Annotated in this window: 15 protein-coding genes; 11 read left to right on the forward strand and 4 right to left on the reverse strand. The window is 60.1% G+C overall.

Going from position 1 to position 18593, the window contains the following annotated elements:
- The first annotated feature begins 2 nt into the window (after nucleotides 1-2).
- From ACTQ40_RS06355 to larD, 5 genes are all read left to right on the forward strand, one after another.
- Nucleotides 3-1307 carry an MFS transporter gene (locus ACTQ40_RS06355; protein WP_441032221.1) on the forward strand — a complete coding sequence of 435 codons (1305 nt, stop codon included), beginning with the start codon at nucleotides 3-5 and terminating at the stop codon, nucleotides 1305-1307.
- A 307-nt stretch (nucleotides 1308-1614) separates the two neighbouring features.
- A complete protein-coding gene (hisS, locus tag ACTQ40_RS06360; protein WP_441563634.1) occupies nucleotides 1615-2928 on the forward strand; it encodes a histidine--tRNA ligase in 1314 nt (437 codons plus the stop codon).
- A gap of 257 nt (nucleotides 2929-3185) precedes the next feature.
- Nucleotides 3186-5999, forward strand: a complete 2814-nt coding sequence (locus ACTQ40_RS06365) for a phosphoenolpyruvate carboxylase (protein ID WP_370450652.1) — start codon at nucleotides 3186-3188, stop codon at nucleotides 5997-5999.
- Between the two features lie 989 nt (nucleotides 6000-6988).
- Nucleotides 6989-8266 carry a nickel-dependent lactate racemase gene (gene larA, locus ACTQ40_RS06370; protein ID WP_427748316.1) on the forward strand — a complete coding sequence of 426 codons (1278 nt, stop codon included), beginning with the start codon at nucleotides 6989-6991 and terminating at the stop codon, nucleotides 8264-8266.
- A gap of 49 nt (nucleotides 8267-8315) precedes the next feature.
- Nucleotides 8316-9047 carry a D/L-lactic acid transporter LarD gene (larD, locus tag ACTQ40_RS06375; RefSeq protein ID WP_441017382.1) on the forward strand — a complete coding sequence of 244 codons (732 nt, stop codon included), beginning with the start codon at nucleotides 8316-8318 and terminating at the stop codon, nucleotides 9045-9047.
- Between the two features lie 302 nt (nucleotides 9048-9349).
- On the opposite strand, the gene ACTQ40_RS06380 is transcribed toward larD, so the two are convergent.
- The 4 genes from ACTQ40_RS06380 to serB all read right to left on the reverse strand — a co-directional run bounded on the left by ACTQ40_RS06380 (nucleotide 9350) and on the right by serB (nucleotide 12367).
- Complete coding sequence (locus ACTQ40_RS06380) at nucleotides 9350-9889, reverse strand: TetR/AcrR family transcriptional regulator (RefSeq protein WP_441049131.1); 540 nt, start codon at nucleotides 9887-9889, stop codon at nucleotides 9350-9352.
- A 2-nt stretch (nucleotides 9890-9891) separates the two neighbouring features.
- Entirely contained in the window at nucleotides 9892-10821 is a 930-nt protein-coding gene (locus tag ACTQ40_RS06385; RefSeq protein ID WP_441548494.1) for a LarC family nickel insertion protein, read from the reverse strand.
- A 10-nt stretch (nucleotides 10822-10831) separates the two neighbouring features.
- Nucleotides 10832-11614, reverse strand: coding sequence for a nickel pincer cofactor biosynthesis protein LarB (larB, locus tag ACTQ40_RS06390; RefSeq protein WP_441548495.1), 783 nt, complete (start codon nucleotides 11612-11614; stop codon nucleotides 10832-10834).
- A gap of 117 nt (nucleotides 11615-11731) precedes the next feature.
- The gene (gene serB / locus ACTQ40_RS06395; protein WP_441548496.1) at nucleotides 11732-12367 is read right to left on the reverse strand and encodes a phosphoserine phosphatase SerB; all 636 of its coding nucleotides are present in this window, start codon (nucleotides 12365-12367) and stop codon (nucleotides 11732-11734) included.
- Between the two features lie 257 nt (nucleotides 12368-12624).
- On the opposite strand from serB, the gene aspS reads away from it, so the two are divergent.
- The 6 genes from aspS to ACTQ40_RS06425 all read left to right on the forward strand — a co-directional run bounded on the left by aspS (nucleotide 12625) and on the right by ACTQ40_RS06425 (nucleotide 18585).
- Nucleotides 12625-14412, forward strand: a complete 1788-nt coding sequence (gene aspS / locus ACTQ40_RS06400) for an aspartate--tRNA ligase (RefSeq protein ID WP_427719815.1) — start codon at nucleotides 12625-12627, stop codon at nucleotides 14410-14412.
- 357 nt (nucleotides 14413-14769) lie between these two features.
- Entirely contained in the window at nucleotides 14770-15018 is a 249-nt protein-coding gene (locus ACTQ40_RS06405) for an HPr family phosphocarrier protein (protein WP_441032208.1), read from the forward strand.
- Nucleotides 15019-15251: 233 nt separating this feature from the next.
- Nucleotides 15252-15494, forward strand: a complete 243-nt coding sequence (locus ACTQ40_RS06410; protein ID WP_229770688.1) for a FeoA family protein — start codon at nucleotides 15252-15254, stop codon at nucleotides 15492-15494.
- A gap of 39 nt (nucleotides 15495-15533) precedes the next feature.
- Nucleotides 15534-15755: a FeoA family protein gene (locus tag ACTQ40_RS06415; RefSeq protein ID WP_006234774.1), complete on the forward strand. Its 222-nt coding sequence runs from the start codon at nucleotides 15534-15536 to the stop codon at nucleotides 15753-15755.
- Between the two features lie 123 nt (nucleotides 15756-15878).
- Nucleotides 15879-18206, forward strand: a complete 2328-nt coding sequence (gene feoB, locus ACTQ40_RS06420) for a ferrous iron transporter B (RefSeq protein WP_441548497.1) — start codon at nucleotides 15879-15881, stop codon at nucleotides 18204-18206.
- 178 nt (nucleotides 18207-18384) lie between these two features.
- Complete coding sequence (locus ACTQ40_RS06425; RefSeq protein ID WP_117634210.1) at nucleotides 18385-18585, forward strand: hypothetical protein; 201 nt, start codon at nucleotides 18385-18387, stop codon at nucleotides 18583-18585.
- Nucleotides 18586-18593: the final 8 nt, after the last annotated feature.

Consider the following 18593-nt stretch of genomic DNA (forward strand, 5'->3'; position numbering starts at 1 on the left):
CCATGTCCCAGCAGCATAAATTCTTCCCCGGTTGGCTCGTCGTGGCCTCCGGCTTTGTCATCATGGCCACGTGTTACACGATTTTCGTTAACTGCATGAGCCTGTTTCAGCCGCTTATCGTGAGCGACTTGGGCATTTCCCTTGCTCAGTACAACATCTCCAACGCCATCTCAACCGTGGTGAGCGTTGTCGGCTCGCTTGTCATTGGCCATGTTGCCGACAAAGTGAGCGGTCGCATCTTGGGTTCCCTTACCGTTATCGCCACCTCTGCCGTTCTTGCCGGGATGAGCTTTGTCGGTGAGCTGTGGCAGGTCTACGTGCTCTTTGCCGTCTCGGGCTGCTTTGCCGTCGCCTCGACCCGCCTGCTCATTAGCCTTGTGACCGCCAACTGGTTTACGGCCAAGCGAGGTCTTGCGATCTCCATAGCACTTTCGGGCTCGGGCTTTGGAGGCGCTGTTCTGTCTCCCACCGTGAGCTCGCTTATCGTGAGCGTTGGCTGGCGTTCCGCCTTCCTGGTGCTCGCGGCTATCTGCATGGTGGCGGCGCTGCCCATCACGGCCTATTCCTTCCGCACCAAGCCTTCTGAGATAGGCCTTAAGCCGCTCGGCGAGAACCCGGGCGATCCGTCCGTCTCGACAGCTGGCGACAAGGACGAGCACACGGCTCCCGAGGTTAACGTCGGTTGGTCTCGCATCAAGAAGAGCCCGGCGTTTTGGCTGCTTGTCGTCGCCTTTCTCTTTATGGGCCTCGTTAACGGTGCCATCTTGCCCAACCAGATCACCAACATGACGAGCGTTACCGTCAACGGCGCCAAGATTGTCACGGGCGGTCACGACCCCGTGTGGGCGGGCACTGTGCTTTCGGCCTATATGGTCACCGTCGTTATCGCCAAGATTTCGCTCGGCGTCATTTACGATCGCTTTGGCCTACGTTTTGGCAACGTGTTGGGATCCGTTGCGTGCATTATCGCCTGCGTAGCCCTGTGCTTCCCCGCGACCGATCTTGGTCCCATCGTGGCTGCCGTGAGCTTTGGTGTCGGAACGTGCATGGGCACCATCACGCCCACTATCGCCGCGTCCAAGCAGTTTGGCATGGCCGATCTGGGCAAGGTCACGGGCACCATTACCTCGCTCGAGATGGTCGGCGGCACCGTGGGTGCCATTGTCTCGGGCGTGCTGTTCGATGCCACGGGCTCCTTTGCGAGCACCTGGATCGTGTGCCTGGTGTGTTCTGTGGTCATGCTCGTATTCCTGCTGGCATCCGAGCCCATCGCCGCTAAGCTGCGTGCGAGCGTGGCGGGGGAGTAGACGTCCGTCGCTCTTTTCTGTTCGCCCCGTGTTCTGTCCGTGGCCGCCTTGGAAGCCGAATGGATGCTCGTACCATCATTCGGTTTCCAAGGCGGCCACGGGCATACAAAATGATCCGTTTTCCTCTGTCCCCAACAGATTGTGTGATTCGAAGGGGGCGGAGGAAAGCGGATCGGCTGCAGCGGCGGCACGTCTGGCCGAACGAGCCCCCATACCCTCGTTCGGTCAGACGCGTCGCCGCGTTTTGTTTTTGTGCCGTATAATGACCACTACCTATGACGCGATACTAAAAGAAAGGTGTTTGCCCATGCAGGCACAGAAGGCGGAGGGAACCCGCGACCTTATCGGCGCCGAGATGCGCGCCTGGCAAAAGATGCAGCGGATTGCTGCCGGCGTGTTCGAGCCGTTTGGCTTTAAGCCCATCGAGACGCCCGCGATCGAGCAGGTGGACGTGTTTGTCCACGGCATCGGCCAGTCGACCGATGTCGTGCGCAAGGAGATGTTCCGCGTGTTTAGCGGCGCCAACCTGGAACGTGTCTTTACCGAGGGCACCGATGCCAAGCTCAAGCCCAAACAGCGCTTGGCGCTTCGTCCCGAGGGCACTGCCGGCGTGGTGCGCGCCGTCGTGGAGAACAACCTGGTGCCCCAGGGCTCCACGCCGTTTAAGGCCTACTATGCCGAGGCCATGTTCCGCGGCGAGCGCCCCCAGAAGGGCCGCCTGCGTCAGTTCCATCAGGTGGGCATCGAGTGGCTCGGTGCTCCCGATCCGGCTGCGGACGCCGAGTGCATCATTATGCTCATGGAGTTCTACAAGCGTCTGGGCTTCGATCTTTCCAAGCTCCGTCTGCTCATTAACTCGATGGGTGATGCCCAGTGCCGTCCGGCCTATCGCGAGCAGGTCAAGCAGTTCATTCTCGATCACGCCGACGAGATGTGCGATGAGTGCCGCGAGCGCGCCGAGCTCAACCCGCTGCGCGCCTTCGACTGCAAGAACGACCATTGCCGCGAGATCATGGCCGAGGCCCCGCTGATGGGTGACAACCTGTGCGACGAGTGCCGCGAGCACTACGAGCAGGTCAAGCGCTATCTGGATGCCGCCGGCATCGAGTATGTCGAGGATCCCACCCTGGTGCGCGGCCTGGACTACTACACCCGTACCGTCTTTGAGGTCGAGGCCCCCGGCGCCGGCGTCGGCTCCATCGGTGGCGGCGGCCGCTACGACGGCCTGGTCGAGCTCGAGGGCGGCAAGCCCACGGCCGGTGTCGGCTTCGCCGTCGGTTTTGAGCGCGCCCTGCTGGCCCTGCAGGCCTTTGGCAGCGACCTGGGTGCCGATGAGGCTCCGTGTGTCTACGTTGCCAACGCCGGCAAGGAACTGCGTCAGAACGTTTTTGCCATTACGCAGAAGCTTCGCGCCGCAGGCATCGTGACCGAGGCAGACTATCAGGGTCGTTCGCTCAAGGCTCAGTTTAAGCAGGCCGACAAGGTGGGCGCCAAGCTCATTTTGGTCTTGGGCGGCGACGAGCTTGCCGCCGGCAAGGTCAAGGTGCGCGACATGCAGAGCCATGACGAGGTGCTGGTCGATCTGGCCAACGTTGTCGAGTCGGTTCGCGAGCGCCTGTAGGGCATCATTTTGAGCTGCGGGTCCGCTAACGCGTCCCGCTCGCGGCGAACGATTGTTACGGGGGTGTTTCGCTTTTATGCGGAATGTCCCCGTTTGCATATGCCGCCCACCGAGAAATACGACCATTTGGGGCAAAAAGCCTTGCAATGCAGAAAATACTTTTGTGTGGTAAAGCGCAATCAGTATCGAAAGTGTTTCTCAAGTGCCTATAATGAATACCGCATGTTACGTGCATAGAAGGAGGAATGGGAGGAAACGTGGCTGAGAACCTAAGCAACCAGTCTGTACCCGAAGCCGCGGCGCGCGTCGCTGCCGTGGTCAACCGCCTCGTTAACCGAATCGGCTCGAATGCCGAGTCCAGGGAGCGTCTCGCCGAGATTGAGATTCCCGAGGAGCTGCGCGACAACCTTGCGCTGTTCCTGCGCCTGGAGCGCCGTGTGCTTAGCGAGTATGATCCCGAGATCGCGGACCTGTTCGACAAGATTCTGTCGGCCGAGATCGTGGCCAATGCCGGCAACCCCGGTAGCCGTGCCGCCGACGAGGCCGTCGACGAGCAGGGCGTGCCCACCGCCGACGAGCCCACTGCTGTGGCGTTTCGCGAGGTCGTCGATTTGATCGACAGCCTGCCGCTCGATAAGCAGCAGGTTATCGTCCGTGCCTTTACGAGCTTCTTCCATCTGGCAAACCTGTCGGAGGAGAACTACCGTGTGAAGCAGCTGCGCGAGCGTGAGGCCGGCGCATCGACCGATACCGAGGTCGATCCCGCCAACGAACTCACCGTCGCCTATCACCAGCTGGTGGATGAGATGGGTGTCGAGGGCGCCAACGAGCTGCTCGGCAAGCTTGAGTTCCATCCCGTCTTTACCGCGCATCCCACCGAGGCCCGTCGCAAGGCCGTCGAGGGCAAGATTCGCCGTATCTCTAACCTGCTGGAGGAGCGTCCGCGTCTGGGCGGCTCCGACCTGGTGGAGAACGAGCGCCATATGCTGCAGGAGATCGACGCCCTGGTGCGTACGAGCCCCATCGCGCTCAAGAAGCCCACGCCGGTCGAGGAAGCCGATACCATCATCGACATCTTCGATAACACGCTGTTCGACGTCATCCCCGTCATCTATCGTCGCTTTGACGACTGGGTGCTGGGTGACAAGGCCGGTACCGTGCCGCCGCTGTGCCCGGCGTTCTTCCATCCCGGCAGCTGGATCGGTTCCGACCGCGACGGTAACCCCAACGTCACCGCCAAGGTGAGCCGTGAGGTCGCCGCCAAGTACTTCACCCACATGGTGCTCAAGCTCGAGGACAAGTGCCGCCGCATCGGCCGCAACCTCACGCTCGAGGCCACCTACAGCAAGCCGTCTGCCGAGCTCATCAACCTGTGGAACCATCAGGTCGAGATGAGTGCCCATTACACGGCCCGCGCCGAGCTTATCTCCGAGCACGAGCCGCATCGCGCCGTCATGCTCGTCATGGCCGACCGTCTGAACGCCACCGTACGCCGTATCACCGACACCATGTATCACAGCGCCGACGAGTTCCTGGATGACCTGCGCGTCGTCCAGCGTTCGCTGGCTGCCTGCGGTGCCGTCCGTGCCGCCTACGGCCCGGTGCAGACCATCATCTGGCAGGTCGAGTCCTTCGGCTTCCATATGGTCGAGATGGAGTTCCGTCAGCACTCCGTGGTGCATGCCCGCGCCCTTAAGGATATCCACGAAAACGGTATCCATGGCGACCTGCAGCCCATGACGCGCGAGGTCATCGACACCTTCCGCGCTATCGGCTCCATCCAAAAGCGCTACGGTAAGAAGATGGCACACCGCTACATCATCTCGTTTACCAAGAGTGCCCAGCATGTGGCCGACGTCTTTGAGCTGGCCCACCTGTCCTTCGCACACGAGGAGGACGTTCCCGAGCTCGACGTGATCCCGCTGTTCGAGCAGCTCGAGGACCTCGAGGGCTGTGTTGACGTGCTCGACCAGATGCTTACGCTGCCCGTGGTGCAGAAGCGTCTTGCCCAGACCAACCGCCGCATGGAGGTTATGCTGGGCTACTCCGACTCCTCCAAGGATGCCGGTCCTACCACGGCCATGCTTGCGCTGCACTCCGCGCAGGAGCGCATCGCCAAGTGGGCCGAGAAGAACGATATCGACCTGGTGCTCATGCACGGTCGCGGCGGCGCCGTGGGCCGTGGTGGCGGCCCGGCCAACAAAGCCGTACTGGCGCAGCCCAAGGGTTCGGTCAACTGCTTCTTTAAGCTCACCGAGCAGGGCGAGGTCATCTTTGCCCGTTACGGCAACCGCACGCTGGCTCAGCGCCATGTTGAGTCCGTTGCCGCCGCAACGCTTTTGCAGTCGGCCCCGAGCGTCGAGAAGACCAACACCGAGACCACGCAGAAGTTCTGGGATATGGCCGAGAAACTCAACGCCGCAAGCCACGAGCGCTATCTGGACCTGCTGAACACCGAGGACTTTGCACCGTGGTTCTCGACTGTGACGCCGCTGACCGAGGTTGGTCTGCTGCCGATTGGCTCGCGTCCCGCCAAGCGCGGCTTGGGTGCCAAGTCGCTCGACGACCTGCGTACCATTCCGTGGATTTTCAGCTGGAGCCAGGCACGCATTAACCTGGCCGCTTGGTACGGCCTGGGCACCGCCTGCGAGCAGCTGGGCGATCTTGACCAGCTCAAGGCTGCCTACCAGGAGTGGCCGTTCTTCCGCACCTTTATCGATAACATCGAGATGTCGATTGCTAAGACCGATCAGCGCATTGCCAAGATGTATCTGCATCTGGGCGACCGCGATGATCTGTCCAAGAAGGTCTTTACCGAGATGCAACTCACCCGTAAGTGGGTCCTTGCCATCGTCGGTGACGAGTGGCCGCTGCAGCGTCGTCGCGTGCTCGGCTGTGCCGTTCGCGTGCGTAACCCCTACGTCGACGCCCTGTCCATCGCCCAGGTCCGCGCCCTTCGCGAGGTGCGTATGAACCAGGACGAGATGGCCGAGGAGAAGAAGGCAGAGTACATGAGCCTGATTCTTTCGACTGTGACCGGCGTCTCGGCAGGTCTGCAGAACACGGGGTAATCGATAGCCCTGCAGTCGTCCGGGCCCTCCATCAGTTTACTTTTAGGCACGTCCTCGGACATGCAAGAAGCCCTCGCTGCGCACTTCGTGCGGCGAGGGCTTCTTGCGTCCTGCGGAGTGTGCCTAAAAGTAAACTGATGGCGGGCCCTGCGATGTCCGGTCTTCGGCGGATTACTGCTGGGGGAATAATGGCGCGCTTCGCGCGTTTGGAAAGGGCTTCGTGCTGCGGAATGCATTCAGAGGGAAACCCGTCGGCCCCCTTCGTCCTCGGTCTTCTGGAATTAAAGCTGAGGAGAAGAATGGCGCGCTTCGCGCATAGCGTGGAGTGCGGCGAGGACTTCTTGCGTCCTGCGGAGTGTGCCTAAAAGTAAACTGATGGCGGGCCTTGCGATGTCCAGCTTCGGCGGAAGGCCGCTGGGTGAGGGTGGTGCCTGGGGCGACGTGCAAAAAACGGAGTTTTCAGCAGCCAAAGATCGATGCATAAGGCCATAGCCGGCCCTCGCTGCCTTTGTTGATGATTTTGCAAGACAATTGGGCCTTGGCGATGCTCATATATGGCTGGTTTCTCGCCGCATGTTATCCAGATGGGACGAGTCATGAGGACGATCTACCTTTTGAAAGACTTTTGACACCAAAATCTTATCTTGCGATGCTGAATACTCGCAAAAATGCACGCTCCGGAGGGGGCTACCATGTTGCGGTTCGAAACCCAATGCGTCATTCTATGCAGTATATTGACCTATTTATGCAAAATAGCTTACACGCGCATGCCACAGGATTGATGTTTGCCTCGGCGCTGCGTAAGCCACCCTGCCTATAGCTTCTTTGACAGGAGGCCGCGGTCCCTCTTGGGGTCGCGGCCGTTTTGTTGTGGGTTAAATATGAACGTTGTGTTAACGACTCGGTGGACGGTGGCGTTTTTCGGTGAGCGGCGTATCCTTCCAACGGTTTATCTAGTGTGTCAGTTGAAAGGAAGAGGGCGCTCGTCATTGTTTGAATGTGAACTGCCGTTTGACCACAAGACATTGCATCTGGAGCTCGAGGATAAGAACTTCGCGGGTGTGATGGAAGGTCACCAAAACGAGTTTAAGACTGCAAAATCGCAGGAAGAGCTGGTAGAGGAGTCGCTTGCCAACCCTTATGGATCGCCTTCGCTCGAGGAGCTTTGCGCTGGCAAGAAGGATATTGTCATCATTAGCTCTGACCATACGCGCCCCGTTCCCTCGCGTGTGACGATGCCTATTCTGCTGCATCACATCCACTCCGCTGCGCCTGAGGCGCGCGTTCGCATTCTGGTTGCTACGGGTATGCATCGTCCATCGACGCACGAGGAACTCGTCAACAAGTATGGCGAGGAGATCGTTGCCAACGAGGAAATTGTCATGCACGTCGCGACCGACGACAGCATGATGGAAAAGATTGGCACCCTGCCTTCTGGTGGCGAGTGCATCATCAACAAGATTGCCGCCGATTGCGATCTGCTGCTTGCCGAGGGCTTTATTGAGCCGCACTTCTTTGCCGGTTTTTCTGGCAGCCGCAAGTCCGTGCTGCCCGGCATCGCCAGCTACAAGACCATCATGTACAACCACAACGGCCAGTTTGTGAACGATTCCCATTCGCGCGCCGGCAACCTGTGCCACAACCACGTGAGCGAGGACATGTTTGCCGCTGCCGAGATGGCTCACCTTGCCTTTGTGCTCAACGTGGTGCTCAACGGCAAGCACGAGGTCATCGGCTCCTTTGCCGGCGACATTCACAAGGCGCACGAGGCCGGCTGCGAGTTCGTGAAGAGCCTTGCCGGCGTTGAGCCCGTCGAGTGCGAGATTGCCATCACCACCAACGGTGGCTATCCGCTCGATCAGAACGTCTATCAGGCCGTGAAGGGCATGTGCGCTGCCGAGGCCACACTTCCCGAGGGCGGCGTGATCATCGATGTCGCCGGTTGCGCCGATGGTCACGGTGGCGAGGGCTTCTATCACAACATCGCTGACAACGATCCGGCAGAGTTTGAGCGCGCCTGCATCGACCGTCCTAAGGACGAGACCCTGCCCGACCAGTGGACGAGCCAGATCTTTGCCCGCATCCTGGCGCATCACCCTGTGATCATGGTCACCGACCTGTGCGATCACCAGATGCTCAAGGATATGCATATGACACCGGTCAACACCCTCGAGGAGGCGCTCAAGCTCGCCTTTGAAATGAAGGGTGCCGATGCCAAGGTAGCCGTCATTCCCGATGGCCTGGGCGTTGTCGTCGCTCAGCACTAGCGCGCGGCCTAAACGAATCGTTTGTAACCGACAAGAAAGATAAGGTTTTATGCTTACCAAACTCCTCTGCGAATTCGGTGCAACGGCCCTCATGATCATCTTTGGCGTGGGCGTACACTGCGATACCGTGCTTAAGGGCACCAAGTATCAGGGCTCCGGCCACATGTTTGCCATCACCACCTGGTCTTTTGGCATCTCGGTCTGCCTGTTTGTCTTTGGCGGCGCCGTGTGCATGAACCCGGCTATGGTGCTTGCCCAGTGCATCGTCGGTCTGGTGCCGTGGAGCAGCTGCATCCCCTTCATGATTGCCGATATGCTCGGCGGCTTTGTGGGCGCCGTAATCGCTTGGTTTATGTATACCGATGAGTTCAAGGCTTCCGAGGGCGTCGTCGACCCCATTGCCCAGCGCAACATCTTCTCGACTAACCCCACCACCGAGGGCACGAACTATGCCCGCAACTTCTTCTGTGAGGCTATCTGCACCTTTGTGTTCATCAGCGCCATCCTTGCTGCCGCTAGCCGCGCCGGCGAGAACGTTCTGATGCTCGCTATCTGCGTCGGCCTGATCGTTTGGGCCGTTGGCATGGGCATGGGTGGCATTACCGGCTTCGCCATGAACCAGGCACGCGACCTTGGTCCTCGCATGGCCTATCAGGTGCTGCCGATCAAGAACAAGGCTGACAACAACTGGAAGTACGGCCTGCTCGTTCCTGGCATCGCGCCGTTTATCGGTGCCGCTCTGGCCGCGCTGTTTGTGCACGGTTTCTTGGGCATGTTCTAGTCCAAGGCCGCATAGTAGTCCGCTGGCCGCATGGGGTGACTTCCCAGCGCGTCCTCGGACATGAAAGAACCCCCGCTGCGCACTTCGTGCGGCGGGGGTTCTTTCGTCCTGCGGAATGCGCTGGGAAGTCACCCCATGCGGACAGCTGAGGGGTCTTTGTTGCGTTTGTACAAGCAACCCAACATATTTCTGAATTTGGATGGGAGGGGCTTGTCGCTGTTGGGGGGCGTTGAAGTGCGAGTGACACGTTGGGATGCGCGGGCGCCTTGGGTTGGGGCAATGCTCTGGGATGAGCCTCTTACTTAGGTGAAGAGGGGTTTTATGGCTGATAGGTAGTCTTTGGCTACGTCGGCCTTGTCGGCTTGGAAGTTGTGCCAGGCCCACCATTGGACGGTGGCTACGAAGCTTGAGGCTATGTGGTGGAGGAGGAAGTTGCGATTCATGGTGCTGGCGGGGCCTGTGGGGTCGACAGGGACGGTTTCGGCTGCGCGCGACATGATGGTCTTGCGGAGACAGTCGGCGAAGACGCGCGAGCCGGCGCCGGCTACGAGGGCGCGTACGCCCTGACGACGATCCCAGAGGTTGTTGAGGATATGCTCGACCTGTACGAGCGGGTCATTGAGGGGTGTACCGTCATCGTCGAGGGCATGGGTGCAGATATCGCACACGAACTCAGCGAGCAGGTCATCTTTGCTCTTAAAGAGGCCGTAGAACGTTGCCCGACCTACATGGGCGCGAGCGATGATGTCGCCGACGGTAATCTTGCCGTAGTCCTCTTCGCGCAGGAGCTCGGAGAACGCCGCAACGATGGCAGCGCGGCTTTTTGCCTTGCGGGCATCCATGGCTATGCGTCCGCGTGAACGAGCAGACAGCGGAGCGTGCCGGAGCAACCCTCGTAGGGGCGTTTGCCGGCGCCGTAGCCGACGGCTTCGATGTGGTAGCGTGAGGGCAGTTGGTCGGACGTGCGCAGCGCGGTGACGATGGCGGCGCCCGTTGGCGTCACGAGCTCGCCGGCGACCGGTGCAGGCGTGAGGGCGATATTGCCTGCCTGGCACAGGTTGACGACAGCGGGGACGGGAATGGGCATGAGGCCGTGGGCGCAGCGGATGGTTCCGTGGCCCTCGGAGAGCGACTCGACCACAACATCCTCAATGCCCAGGTCGTCGAGGCAGATGGCGACAGAGCAGACGTCGACGATGGAGTCGACAGCGCCCACCTCGTGAAACAGGACGGTGTCGGGCGTTTTGCCGTGAGCTTTGGCCTCGGCGGCGGCGAGCGCGGTAAAGATGGCGAGGGCACGACGCTTGGCGCCATCGCTTAGCTGTGAGCCGTCGATGATGGCGGTGACGTCCGCCAAAGAACGGTGGTGATGGTGGTGGGCGTGGTGATGGTCCTCGTGGCCATGGCCGTGAGCCTCATGGTCATGCTCGTGCGTATGCTCGTGGCAGTGTTCGTGTTCATGTCCGCCATGGTCATGATGGTGGTGCTCATGCTCGTGCGTGTGCTCGGCAGCTGCTTCGTTGCCAAAGAGCCAGGCCATATCGTGATCATGGTTCTCGAGCTCCTCTGCCAGCTGAACGTCAAAGTCGCAGGCGTCGATGCCATGCTTGTTTGCACGCGTGACGGCGATCGTAAAGCCGTCGACCGGCAGCGTGGCGAGCTGTTCGCGCAGGTGCTCCTCGCTGGCACCCAGGTCGAGCAGGGCCGCGACGGTCATATCGCCGCTGATGCCCGAGGTGCCGTCGATGATAAGCGTATGCTGATGGTTGGACATGGAATGCTCCTTAACGGGCGCAGGGTGTTCCGGCGCTCAGATGATTGATAAGACTTGCCTGGTAGGCGGCACCAAAGCCATTGTCGATATTGACGACCGAAACGCCGCTGGCGCAGGAGTTGAGCATGGCGAGCAGCGCGGCTACGCCACCAAAGCTCGCGCCGTAGCCCACGCTGGTGGGAACGGCAATGACCGGACAGCTTACCAGACCGCCGATAACGCTCGCCAGCGCGCCCTCCATGCCGGCGATGGCGATGACCACCTGTGCCTGGGCAAGTTCCTCGGTATGCGCGAGCAGACGGTGCAGGCCGGCGACACCTACGTCGTAGAGGCGGTCGACCTCGTTGCCGTAGAACTCGGCCGTCAACGCGGCTTCTTCGGCGACGGGCAAGTCGCTCGTGCCGGCGCAGGCGACAACGATGCGTCCGTTACCGGTAGGGGAGGGCTTGCCGCCCACGAGGGCGAGCTGGGCGTTCGGGACATATCCCAGGTCGATACCGTTGTCGAGAAGCTCCGAGGTGCGGGCTGCTTTTTCGGCATCCAGGCGCGTAACCAGGGTGCGCTCCTGGCCGGCATCGCGCAGCGCTTTGATAATGGCTGCAATCTGCTCGGCGGTTTTACCGGCGCCGTAGACAACCTCACCGGCCCCCTGGCGCACCCCGCGCGAAAGATCGAGCTGCGCAAAACCCAGATCGGCGGTTGGCGCCGTTTGGATGCGCGTAAGGGCGACTGCCGGGGTGACTGCTCCGTCGGCAACATCGCTCAGTAACTGCTCAAGATCTCGCTTATCCATATATCTTCCCTTCGACGGCGCAAATTCTAGCACTCAAAGGGTATGTTTCCGAACACTAAGACAAAATTGTTCGGAAACTAGATATAGGGGATTTGATTCTGTTGTTAGATGGATCGGCTAGTCACGCAGGATGATGTCCATGGCGAGCATCAGGTTGCGCTCGTCGATGGCAAACGGAGCGGCCTCGCGCGTCTTGGGCTTGGCGCAAAATGCGATGCCCGTGCCCGCGGCCTGAATCATGGGGATGTCGTTGGCGCCGTCGCCGATCGCCACGGTATGGGCCATATCGACACCGCACTCACCCGCCCAATCCAGCAGCTGGATGAGCTTGGATTCCTTGGTCACAATGTCTGCCGCCAGCTTGCCCGTGAGCTTGCCGTCTACGACCTCCAGCCGGTTGGCCAGGCAAAAATCGATGCCCGCGGCGGCCACGATCTTGTCGGCGACCTCGTGGAAGCCGCCGCTTACCACGCCGACCTTCCAGCCTTTGCTGTGCGCCGAGCGCACAAGCTCCAGTGCGCCGGGGGTAAACGTCACGCGCTCAAAAGTGCGCTCGAAAACGCTCTCGTCCAGGCCGGCAAGCAGCCCCACGCGCTCCTCGAGCGCCTGCTTAAAGTCGAGCTCGCCGCGCATGGCGCGTTCGGTGATCCGCGCAACTTGCCCGCCCACGCCTGCTTCCTCGCCCAACAGGTCGATGACCTCCTGGTTGATGAGCGTGGAATCGATATCCATAACGATGAGGCGTGCAGTCATGGCGGGCCTTTCCGAGTGCGGTTGTATTGTAGGCACATTGTCGCACGTGACAAGCGCGGGCGGGCAGTTCGGTGCGCCAATTGTTTCGTCTCCGTCAAGTCTTTGAGCGGGAGCCACTTTTTCGCGGTACATCGGCGCGGGTGCGATAAGATAGAACGCCATGTCCGGCTGCGCGGTTTACGCAGGCTGGGCAAATCTGTACGACGCCGCCCGGAACGACACGGGGCGGCACAGATCCATAAAGGAGGATCACTGGTATGAGCCAGACCCGTCCCATCGACGAGCATTCCATGCACACCCATACCTGCGGCGAGCTTCGCCGCGAGAACGTGGGCGAAGAGGTCACCCTCACCGGTTGGGTGAGCCGTCGCCGCGACCACGGCGGCCTTATCTTCTGCGACCTTCGCGACCGCGAGGGCATCACGCAGCTCACCTTCGACCCCGAGCACTCCGATGGCGATGCCTTTAAGATCGCCGAGACCATGCGTCCCGAGTGGCCCATCAAGATTCACGGCGTCGTGCGCGCCCGTGGCGAGGAGACCACCAACGCCAAGCTCGCGACCGGCGAGATCGAGGTCCTGACCGACCACGCCGAGGTGCTCAACACCTCCGTCACCCCGCCGTTCCAGATCGAGGACGGCATCGAGACCAGCGAGGACACCCGTCTGCGCTATCGCTATCTGGACCTCCGTCGTCCCGAGATGATGGCCAACCTCAAGCTGCGCTCCGACTTCACCTTTGCCATTCGCGAGGCGCTTCACAACCGTGAGTTCATGGAGGTCGAGACGCCCTCCCTGTTCAAGTCTACGCCCGAGGGCGCCCGCGACTTCATCGTTCCCAGCCGTATTCAGCCGGGTAACTTCTACGCCCTGCCGCAGTCCCCGCAGCTCCTAAAGCAGCTGCTCATGGTCGGTGGCGTCGAGCGCTACTACCAGGTTGCCAAGTGCTTCCGCGACGAGGACTTGCGTGCCGACCGTCAGCCCGAGTTCACCCAGGTCGATATCGAGATGTCCTTCGTGGACCAGAACGACGTCATGAGCGCACTCGAAGAGGTCTTGGCCGACGCCTTCGGTCGCATGGGTGTCGAGATGCCCACGCCGCTGCGTCGCATGGACTACTGGGAGGCCATGGACACCTATGGCTCCGACAAGCCCGATACCCGCTATGGCATGCATCTGGTCGATCTGACCGACATCTTTGCCAACTCCAAGTTCAAGGTCTTTGCGACTGCCGCAAACGAGGAGGGCTCTGTCGTCAAGGCCATCAACGCCAAGGGCGCCGGTGCCTGGGCACGTGCCAAGATCGATAAGCTCGCCGGCGTGGCCTCCACGTTTGGCGCCAAGGGTCTGGCCTGGATCGCTTTCCGCGAGGACGGCTCCATCAACAGCCCCATCGTCAAGTTCTTCTCGGACGAGGAGATGGCGGCTCTGCGCGAGCGCATGAACGTCGAGCCTGGCGACCTCGTGATGTTCGCCGCCGGCCCGCGCCTGCTCTCTGACGAGATCCTGGGCGGCATGCGCTCTCACATGGCCAACGCACTCGAGATCAAACGCGAGGGGCACGACTTCCTGTGGGTCGTCAACTTCCCGCTGTTCCACTGGGATGAGGACCGCAAGGCCTATGCAGCCGAGCACCAGCCGTTCACTCTGCCGACTGAGACCGACATCGCCAAGATCGAGGCCGACCCGTTGGCTGCCGGTTCCTGCACCTACGACTTTGTCATGGACGGTTTTGAGGCCGGCGGCGGTGGCATGCGCATCCATAACGCCGAGATGCAGATGTCCATGCTCAAGCTCCTGGGCTTTACTGAGGAGCGCGCCGAGTCGCAGTTTGGCTTCCTCATGGAGGCGCTCAAGTTTGGTGCGCCCCCGATGGGCGGTTTTGCCCTGGGTCTGGACCGCGTGTGCATGCTGCTTACCGGCTCCGATTCTATCCGCGACGTCATGGCGTTCCCCAAGACGGCCAGCGGCTCCGACCTTATGTCGGGCGCCCCGAGTGCCGTTTCCGGCGCCCAGCTCAAGGACGTCAGCCTGCGCTTGATGTAGGCGAGCGGCTACATATTGTCTCTAACGAGGGAAGGACGCGTGCCTTCCCTCGTTTTTTATGCGCGGGCGTTGCGAGGGCATAGGGTGACCGGACGTCGCGGAAAGTGCGTCCCGGAATCTGCGTCCAGAATGGGCCGCGCTTTCCCAAAGGGGGTCCTCTGGGAAAGCGCGGCCCAGAATTCGACAAAATAATGGGGCACAGTTTCCGGTTGAGCCTTCTGGCGGAAACTGTGCCCCATCGTTGACACTCGAAGTGGGATGTGGTTTCCGTCCCGCTCTCGACAAGCATCTAACGCTACAATAACTACCACGTGGCTGGGTTTGGCCGGCCAAATGTGCGATGCTGCGGGAGGGGACATGGTCGAGTTTACAAAGACGATTAAAGATCCGTTGGGACTACATGCCCGCCCGGTTGCGCTTCTCTATGACATTATCGCCAAACATCGTAGTGACGTGTCGGTCAGCATCGGCGATCGCCACACGGATGGCCGCGATATCATGGGACTCATGGCCCTCTATGGTGAGTGCGGTGAGAGCGTCGTCTTTCATGTTTCGGGCGCGGATGAGGCCTCGTGCGTCACGTCGATCAGAAACCTCTCGCTCTAAGCGTAACAATGTGAAAAAGGGAGAGTTCCCTCTGTTTCATACATTGGTATGACAAGGCACCGCAAAGAGACCGTCTTTGCGATGCCTTTGTTTAATATGGGAAACTTTTTCGAAAACTGAATAGAGACCCTTTCCAAAAAGTTAACCACGTGTTAGTTTACTATAGCAAACATAGACGCGGTTAACTTTTATCGCGTCGATGTTGAGGACGAACCGATGTTAGGAGCTCACTCATGTCTTGCGGACCGCAGATGCCGGCCATGCCGCTTTCGATGGTAAAAGCGGGCGAAACCGTGCACGTTTCTCGTGTAAAGGGCGATGAGGACATAAAGCACCGTCTCAAGGACCTCGGCTTTATCGAGGGCAGCGAGATCCACGTGGTGAGCTCGAGTGGCGCCAATATCATCGTCACGGTGCTGGGCGCACGCTTTGGCATCGATTCCAAGGTTGCCATGCACATCATGACCGTCGGTTAATCCGCAGCATTTCATAAAAACCGAAAGGGGGACAAGAGGATGAAGACGTTGGGTGACGTTAAGGTGGGCGAGAGCTCTACCATCGTCAAGCTTCACGGTGAGGGCGCGCTTCGCCGCCACCTTATGGACCTGGGGCTCATCAAGGGCACTTCGTTTAAGGTCGTGAAGGTTGCACCGCTCGGTGATCCGGTCGAGATCAACGTGCGCGGCTACGAGCTTTCCATCCGCAAGGAGGAGGCGGCCGTCGTCGAGGTCCAGTAAGGGCCCACGACGTATATTTCTGCAGATTAAGTTAGATATTTCTAACTTAATGCAGTAACTTTGAAGCACATTATCCATCCTGCGCGGAGAAAGCAGCGCGGGCAAACAAGGAAGAAGGATTGAATGGCGGATTCTCAGATCCATGTCGCGCTGGCGGGTAACCCCAACTGCGGCAAGACCACGCTTTTCAACCTGATCACCGGCGCCAACGGCTACGTTGGCAACTGGCCCGGCGTCACGGTTGAGAAAAAGGAGGCCAAGCTCCTGAGCGACAAGAACGTTACCATCACGGACCTCCCCGGCATCTACTCGCTTTCCCCCTACAGCCCCGAGGAGCAATGCTCGCGCGATTACCTCATGAGCGGCGAGCCCGATGTGGTCGTCCAGGTGGTCGACGCCACCAACCTCGAGCGCAACCTGTACCTGGCGCTTCAGGTTATCGAGACCGGCCTACCCGTGGTCGTTGCCCTTAACATGGCCGACTTGGTCGAGAAGAACGGCGACAAGATCGACACGGACAAGCTCTCCAAGAAGCTCGGCTGCCCGGTCATGATGATTTCGGCCCTTAAGAACAAGGGTATTAAGGAACTGTTCGAGCAGGTTAAGAAGTCCGCTGCTTCCAAGGGCCAGGTGCCGGAGCACAAGTTCGATTCCTCCATCGAGGACGTTCTGGACCACATCGAAAACAACCTGCCGGCGAGCGTTCCCGCCAACAAGCGTCGCTACTACGCGGTTAAGCTGTTCGAGCGTGATGCGGACGCCTGCAAGCTCATCAACCTCACCAAGGAGAAGGCCGCTCGCGTGGAAGAGCTGGTCGCCCAGTGCGAGCAGGACTGTGATGACGACGCCGAGTCCATCATCACCGGTGAGCGCTATGGCGTCATCGCGCACATCATCGACGAGTGTCTCACCAAGGCTCCGGCCAAGATGAGCACCTCCGAGAAGATCGACCGTGTGGTTACCAACCGTATCCTGGGCCTGCCGATCTTTGTGGTCATCATGTTCTGCGTGTACTACATCGCCGTTTCCACCTTAGGTGGCACGGTGACCGACTTCACCAACGACCAGCTCTTTGGCACCGACGGTTGGTATGTGCTCGGTCAGGGCCGCGACGCCTACGATGCAGCCGTCGAGGCTGCGGGCGACGATGCCGACTCGGTTGACCCGGCGCAGTACGGCCCCTATGTCCCGGGTATCACCACCGTGGTGCACGATGCCCTTGTGGCGGGTGGCACCGAGGACGGCGGCCTGGTCGATTCGCTGGTCTGCGACGGCATCGTCGGCGGTTTGGGCGCCATCTTTGGCTTTGTGCCGCAGATGTTCCTGCTGTTCGTCATGCTGTCCTTCCTGGAGGATTGCGGCTATATGGCCCGCGTTGCCTTTATCATGGACCGCGTGTTCCGCCGCTTTGGCCTGTCCGGTAAGTCCTTTATCCCCATGCTCGTGTCCTCGGGCTGTGGCGTCCCCGGCGTCATGGCCACCAAGACCATCGAGAACGAGAAGGACCGCCGCATGACGGTCATGACCACCACGTTTATTCCCTGTGGCGCCAAGCTGCCGATCATCGCCCTGCTCATGGGTTCCATCATCGGCGATTCTTCCACCACCGCCGCGTGGATCAGCCCGCTCTTCTACTTCCTGGGCGTCTTCGCCGTCATCGCCTCGGGCCTTATGCTCAAGAAGACCAAGCTCTTCGCCGGTCGCCCGACGCCGTTCGTTATGGAGCTTCCTGCCTACCACTTCCCGGCGATCCGCTCTTGGGCACTGCACGTGTGGGAGCGCTGCTGGGCCTTTATCAAGAAGGCCGGCACGGTCATCTTCGCATCCACCGTCGTGGTTTGGTTCCTCTCCAACTTTGGAAGCTACAACGGTTCCTTTGGCTTCCTGCCTGCAATGGACGGCATCCCCGAGGAGTTCATGGACTACTCCGTGCTTGCCATGCTCGGTAACCTGGTCGCTTGGATCTTCGCTCCGCTCGGCTTTAGCACCTGGCAGGCAACTGCGCTGACCGTCTCGGGCCTTGTGGCTAAGGAGAACGTCGTCGCCACCGCCGGCTCGCTGCTGTCCGTGGCTGATGCCGCCGAGACCGACCCGAGCCTGTGGACTGCGTTTGCCGGTATGTTCCCCACCATGGGCGCTTGCGTTGCCTTTGGCGCGTTCAACCTGCTGTGCGCTCCGTGTTTTGCCGCCATGGGTACTATCCGTAACCAGATGGACTCCGGCAAGTGGACCGCGATTGCCATCGGTTACGAGTGCGCCTTCGCTTGGGTGATCGGCCTGTTCATCAACCAGTTCTACAACCTGCTTGTTCTGGGGCAGTTTGGTATCTGGACGATTGTGGCCATCGTGCTGCTGGTTGCGATGCTCTTCCAGATCTTTCGTCCTATCCCTGCGCATGCATGGACCGACGAGGACGAGACCAGCACTGCTTCCGCCGCATTTTCCGCTTAAGCCCGAATAAGGATTAGCCCCTTTCCACGAGCCCGGGTGTCCCAGCGACACTCGGGCTTTTTGGCGGTGGGGGAGATGTGGCGTTTCCGCAGATAAAACCGACCAAAATAAACCTGTCCCTTTTTGGCAGGTGGAAAATGGGGTAAAGTAAGTTATGGTTAACTAGAGGAGGCTTGCTATGGCACCTATCGATATTGTTGTTCTGGCTGTTATCGGTATTGCGTTTGTCGCGGTATGCGTGCGCATCTACCGCAAGGGCACCTGCGCCGACTGTGCTCAGGGTGGCGTTTGCACAGGGCATTGCTCCAACAAAAAGACGTGTGCCGCACTTAAGGGCGTGGACAAAATCGCCGAAGACTTGGGCCGCGGTATTCATTAGTCGAACGG

Source organism: Collinsella sp. Sow4_D11 (assembly GCF_052116465.1).
In the GTDB taxonomy this organism is placed as follows: domain Bacteria; phylum Actinomycetota; class Coriobacteriia; order Coriobacteriales; family Coriobacteriaceae; genus Collinsella.

Coding starts and splice junctions, on each gene's coding strand:
- ACTQ40_RS06355 (WP_441032221.1), top strand. CDS start 3: ATGTCCCAGCAGCATAAATTCTTCCCCGGTTGGCTCGTCGTGGCCTCC.
- hisS (WP_441563634.1), top strand. CDS start 1,615: ATGCAGGCACAGAAGGCGGAGGGAACCCGCGACCTTATCGGCGCCGAG.
- larD (WP_441017382.1), top strand. CDS start 8,316: ATGCTTACCAAACTCCTCTGCGAATTCGGTGCAACGGCCCTCATGATC.
- ACTQ40_RS06380 (WP_441049131.1), bottom strand. CDS start 9,889: ATGGATGCCCGCAAGGCAAAAAGCCGCGCTGCCATCGTTGCGGCGTTC.
- ACTQ40_RS06385 (WP_441548494.1), bottom strand. CDS start 10,821: ATGTCCAACCATCAGCATACGCTTATCATCGACGGCACCTCGGGCATC.
- larB (WP_441548495.1), bottom strand. CDS start 11,614: ATGGATAAGCGAGATCTTGAGCAGTTACTGAGCGATGTTGCCGACGGA.
- serB (WP_441548496.1), bottom strand. CDS start 12,367: ATGACTGCACGCCTCATCGTTATGGATATCGATTCCACGCTCATCAAC.
- aspS (WP_427719815.1), top strand. CDS start 12,625: ATGAGCCAGACCCGTCCCATCGACGAGCATTCCATGCACACCCATACC.
- ACTQ40_RS06405 (WP_441032208.1), top strand. CDS start 14,770: ATGGTCGAGTTTACAAAGACGATTAAAGATCCGTTGGGACTACATGCC.
- ACTQ40_RS06410 (WP_229770688.1), top strand. CDS start 15,252: ATGTCTTGCGGACCGCAGATGCCGGCCATGCCGCTTTCGATGGTAAAA.
- ACTQ40_RS06415 (WP_006234774.1), top strand. CDS start 15,534: ATGAAGACGTTGGGTGACGTTAAGGTGGGCGAGAGCTCTACCATCGTC.
- feoB (WP_441548497.1), top strand. CDS start 15,879: ATGGCGGATTCTCAGATCCATGTCGCGCTGGCGGGTAACCCCAACTGC.
- ACTQ40_RS06425 (WP_117634210.1), top strand. CDS start 18,385: ATGGCACCTATCGATATTGTTGTTCTGGCTGTTATCGGTATTGCGTTT.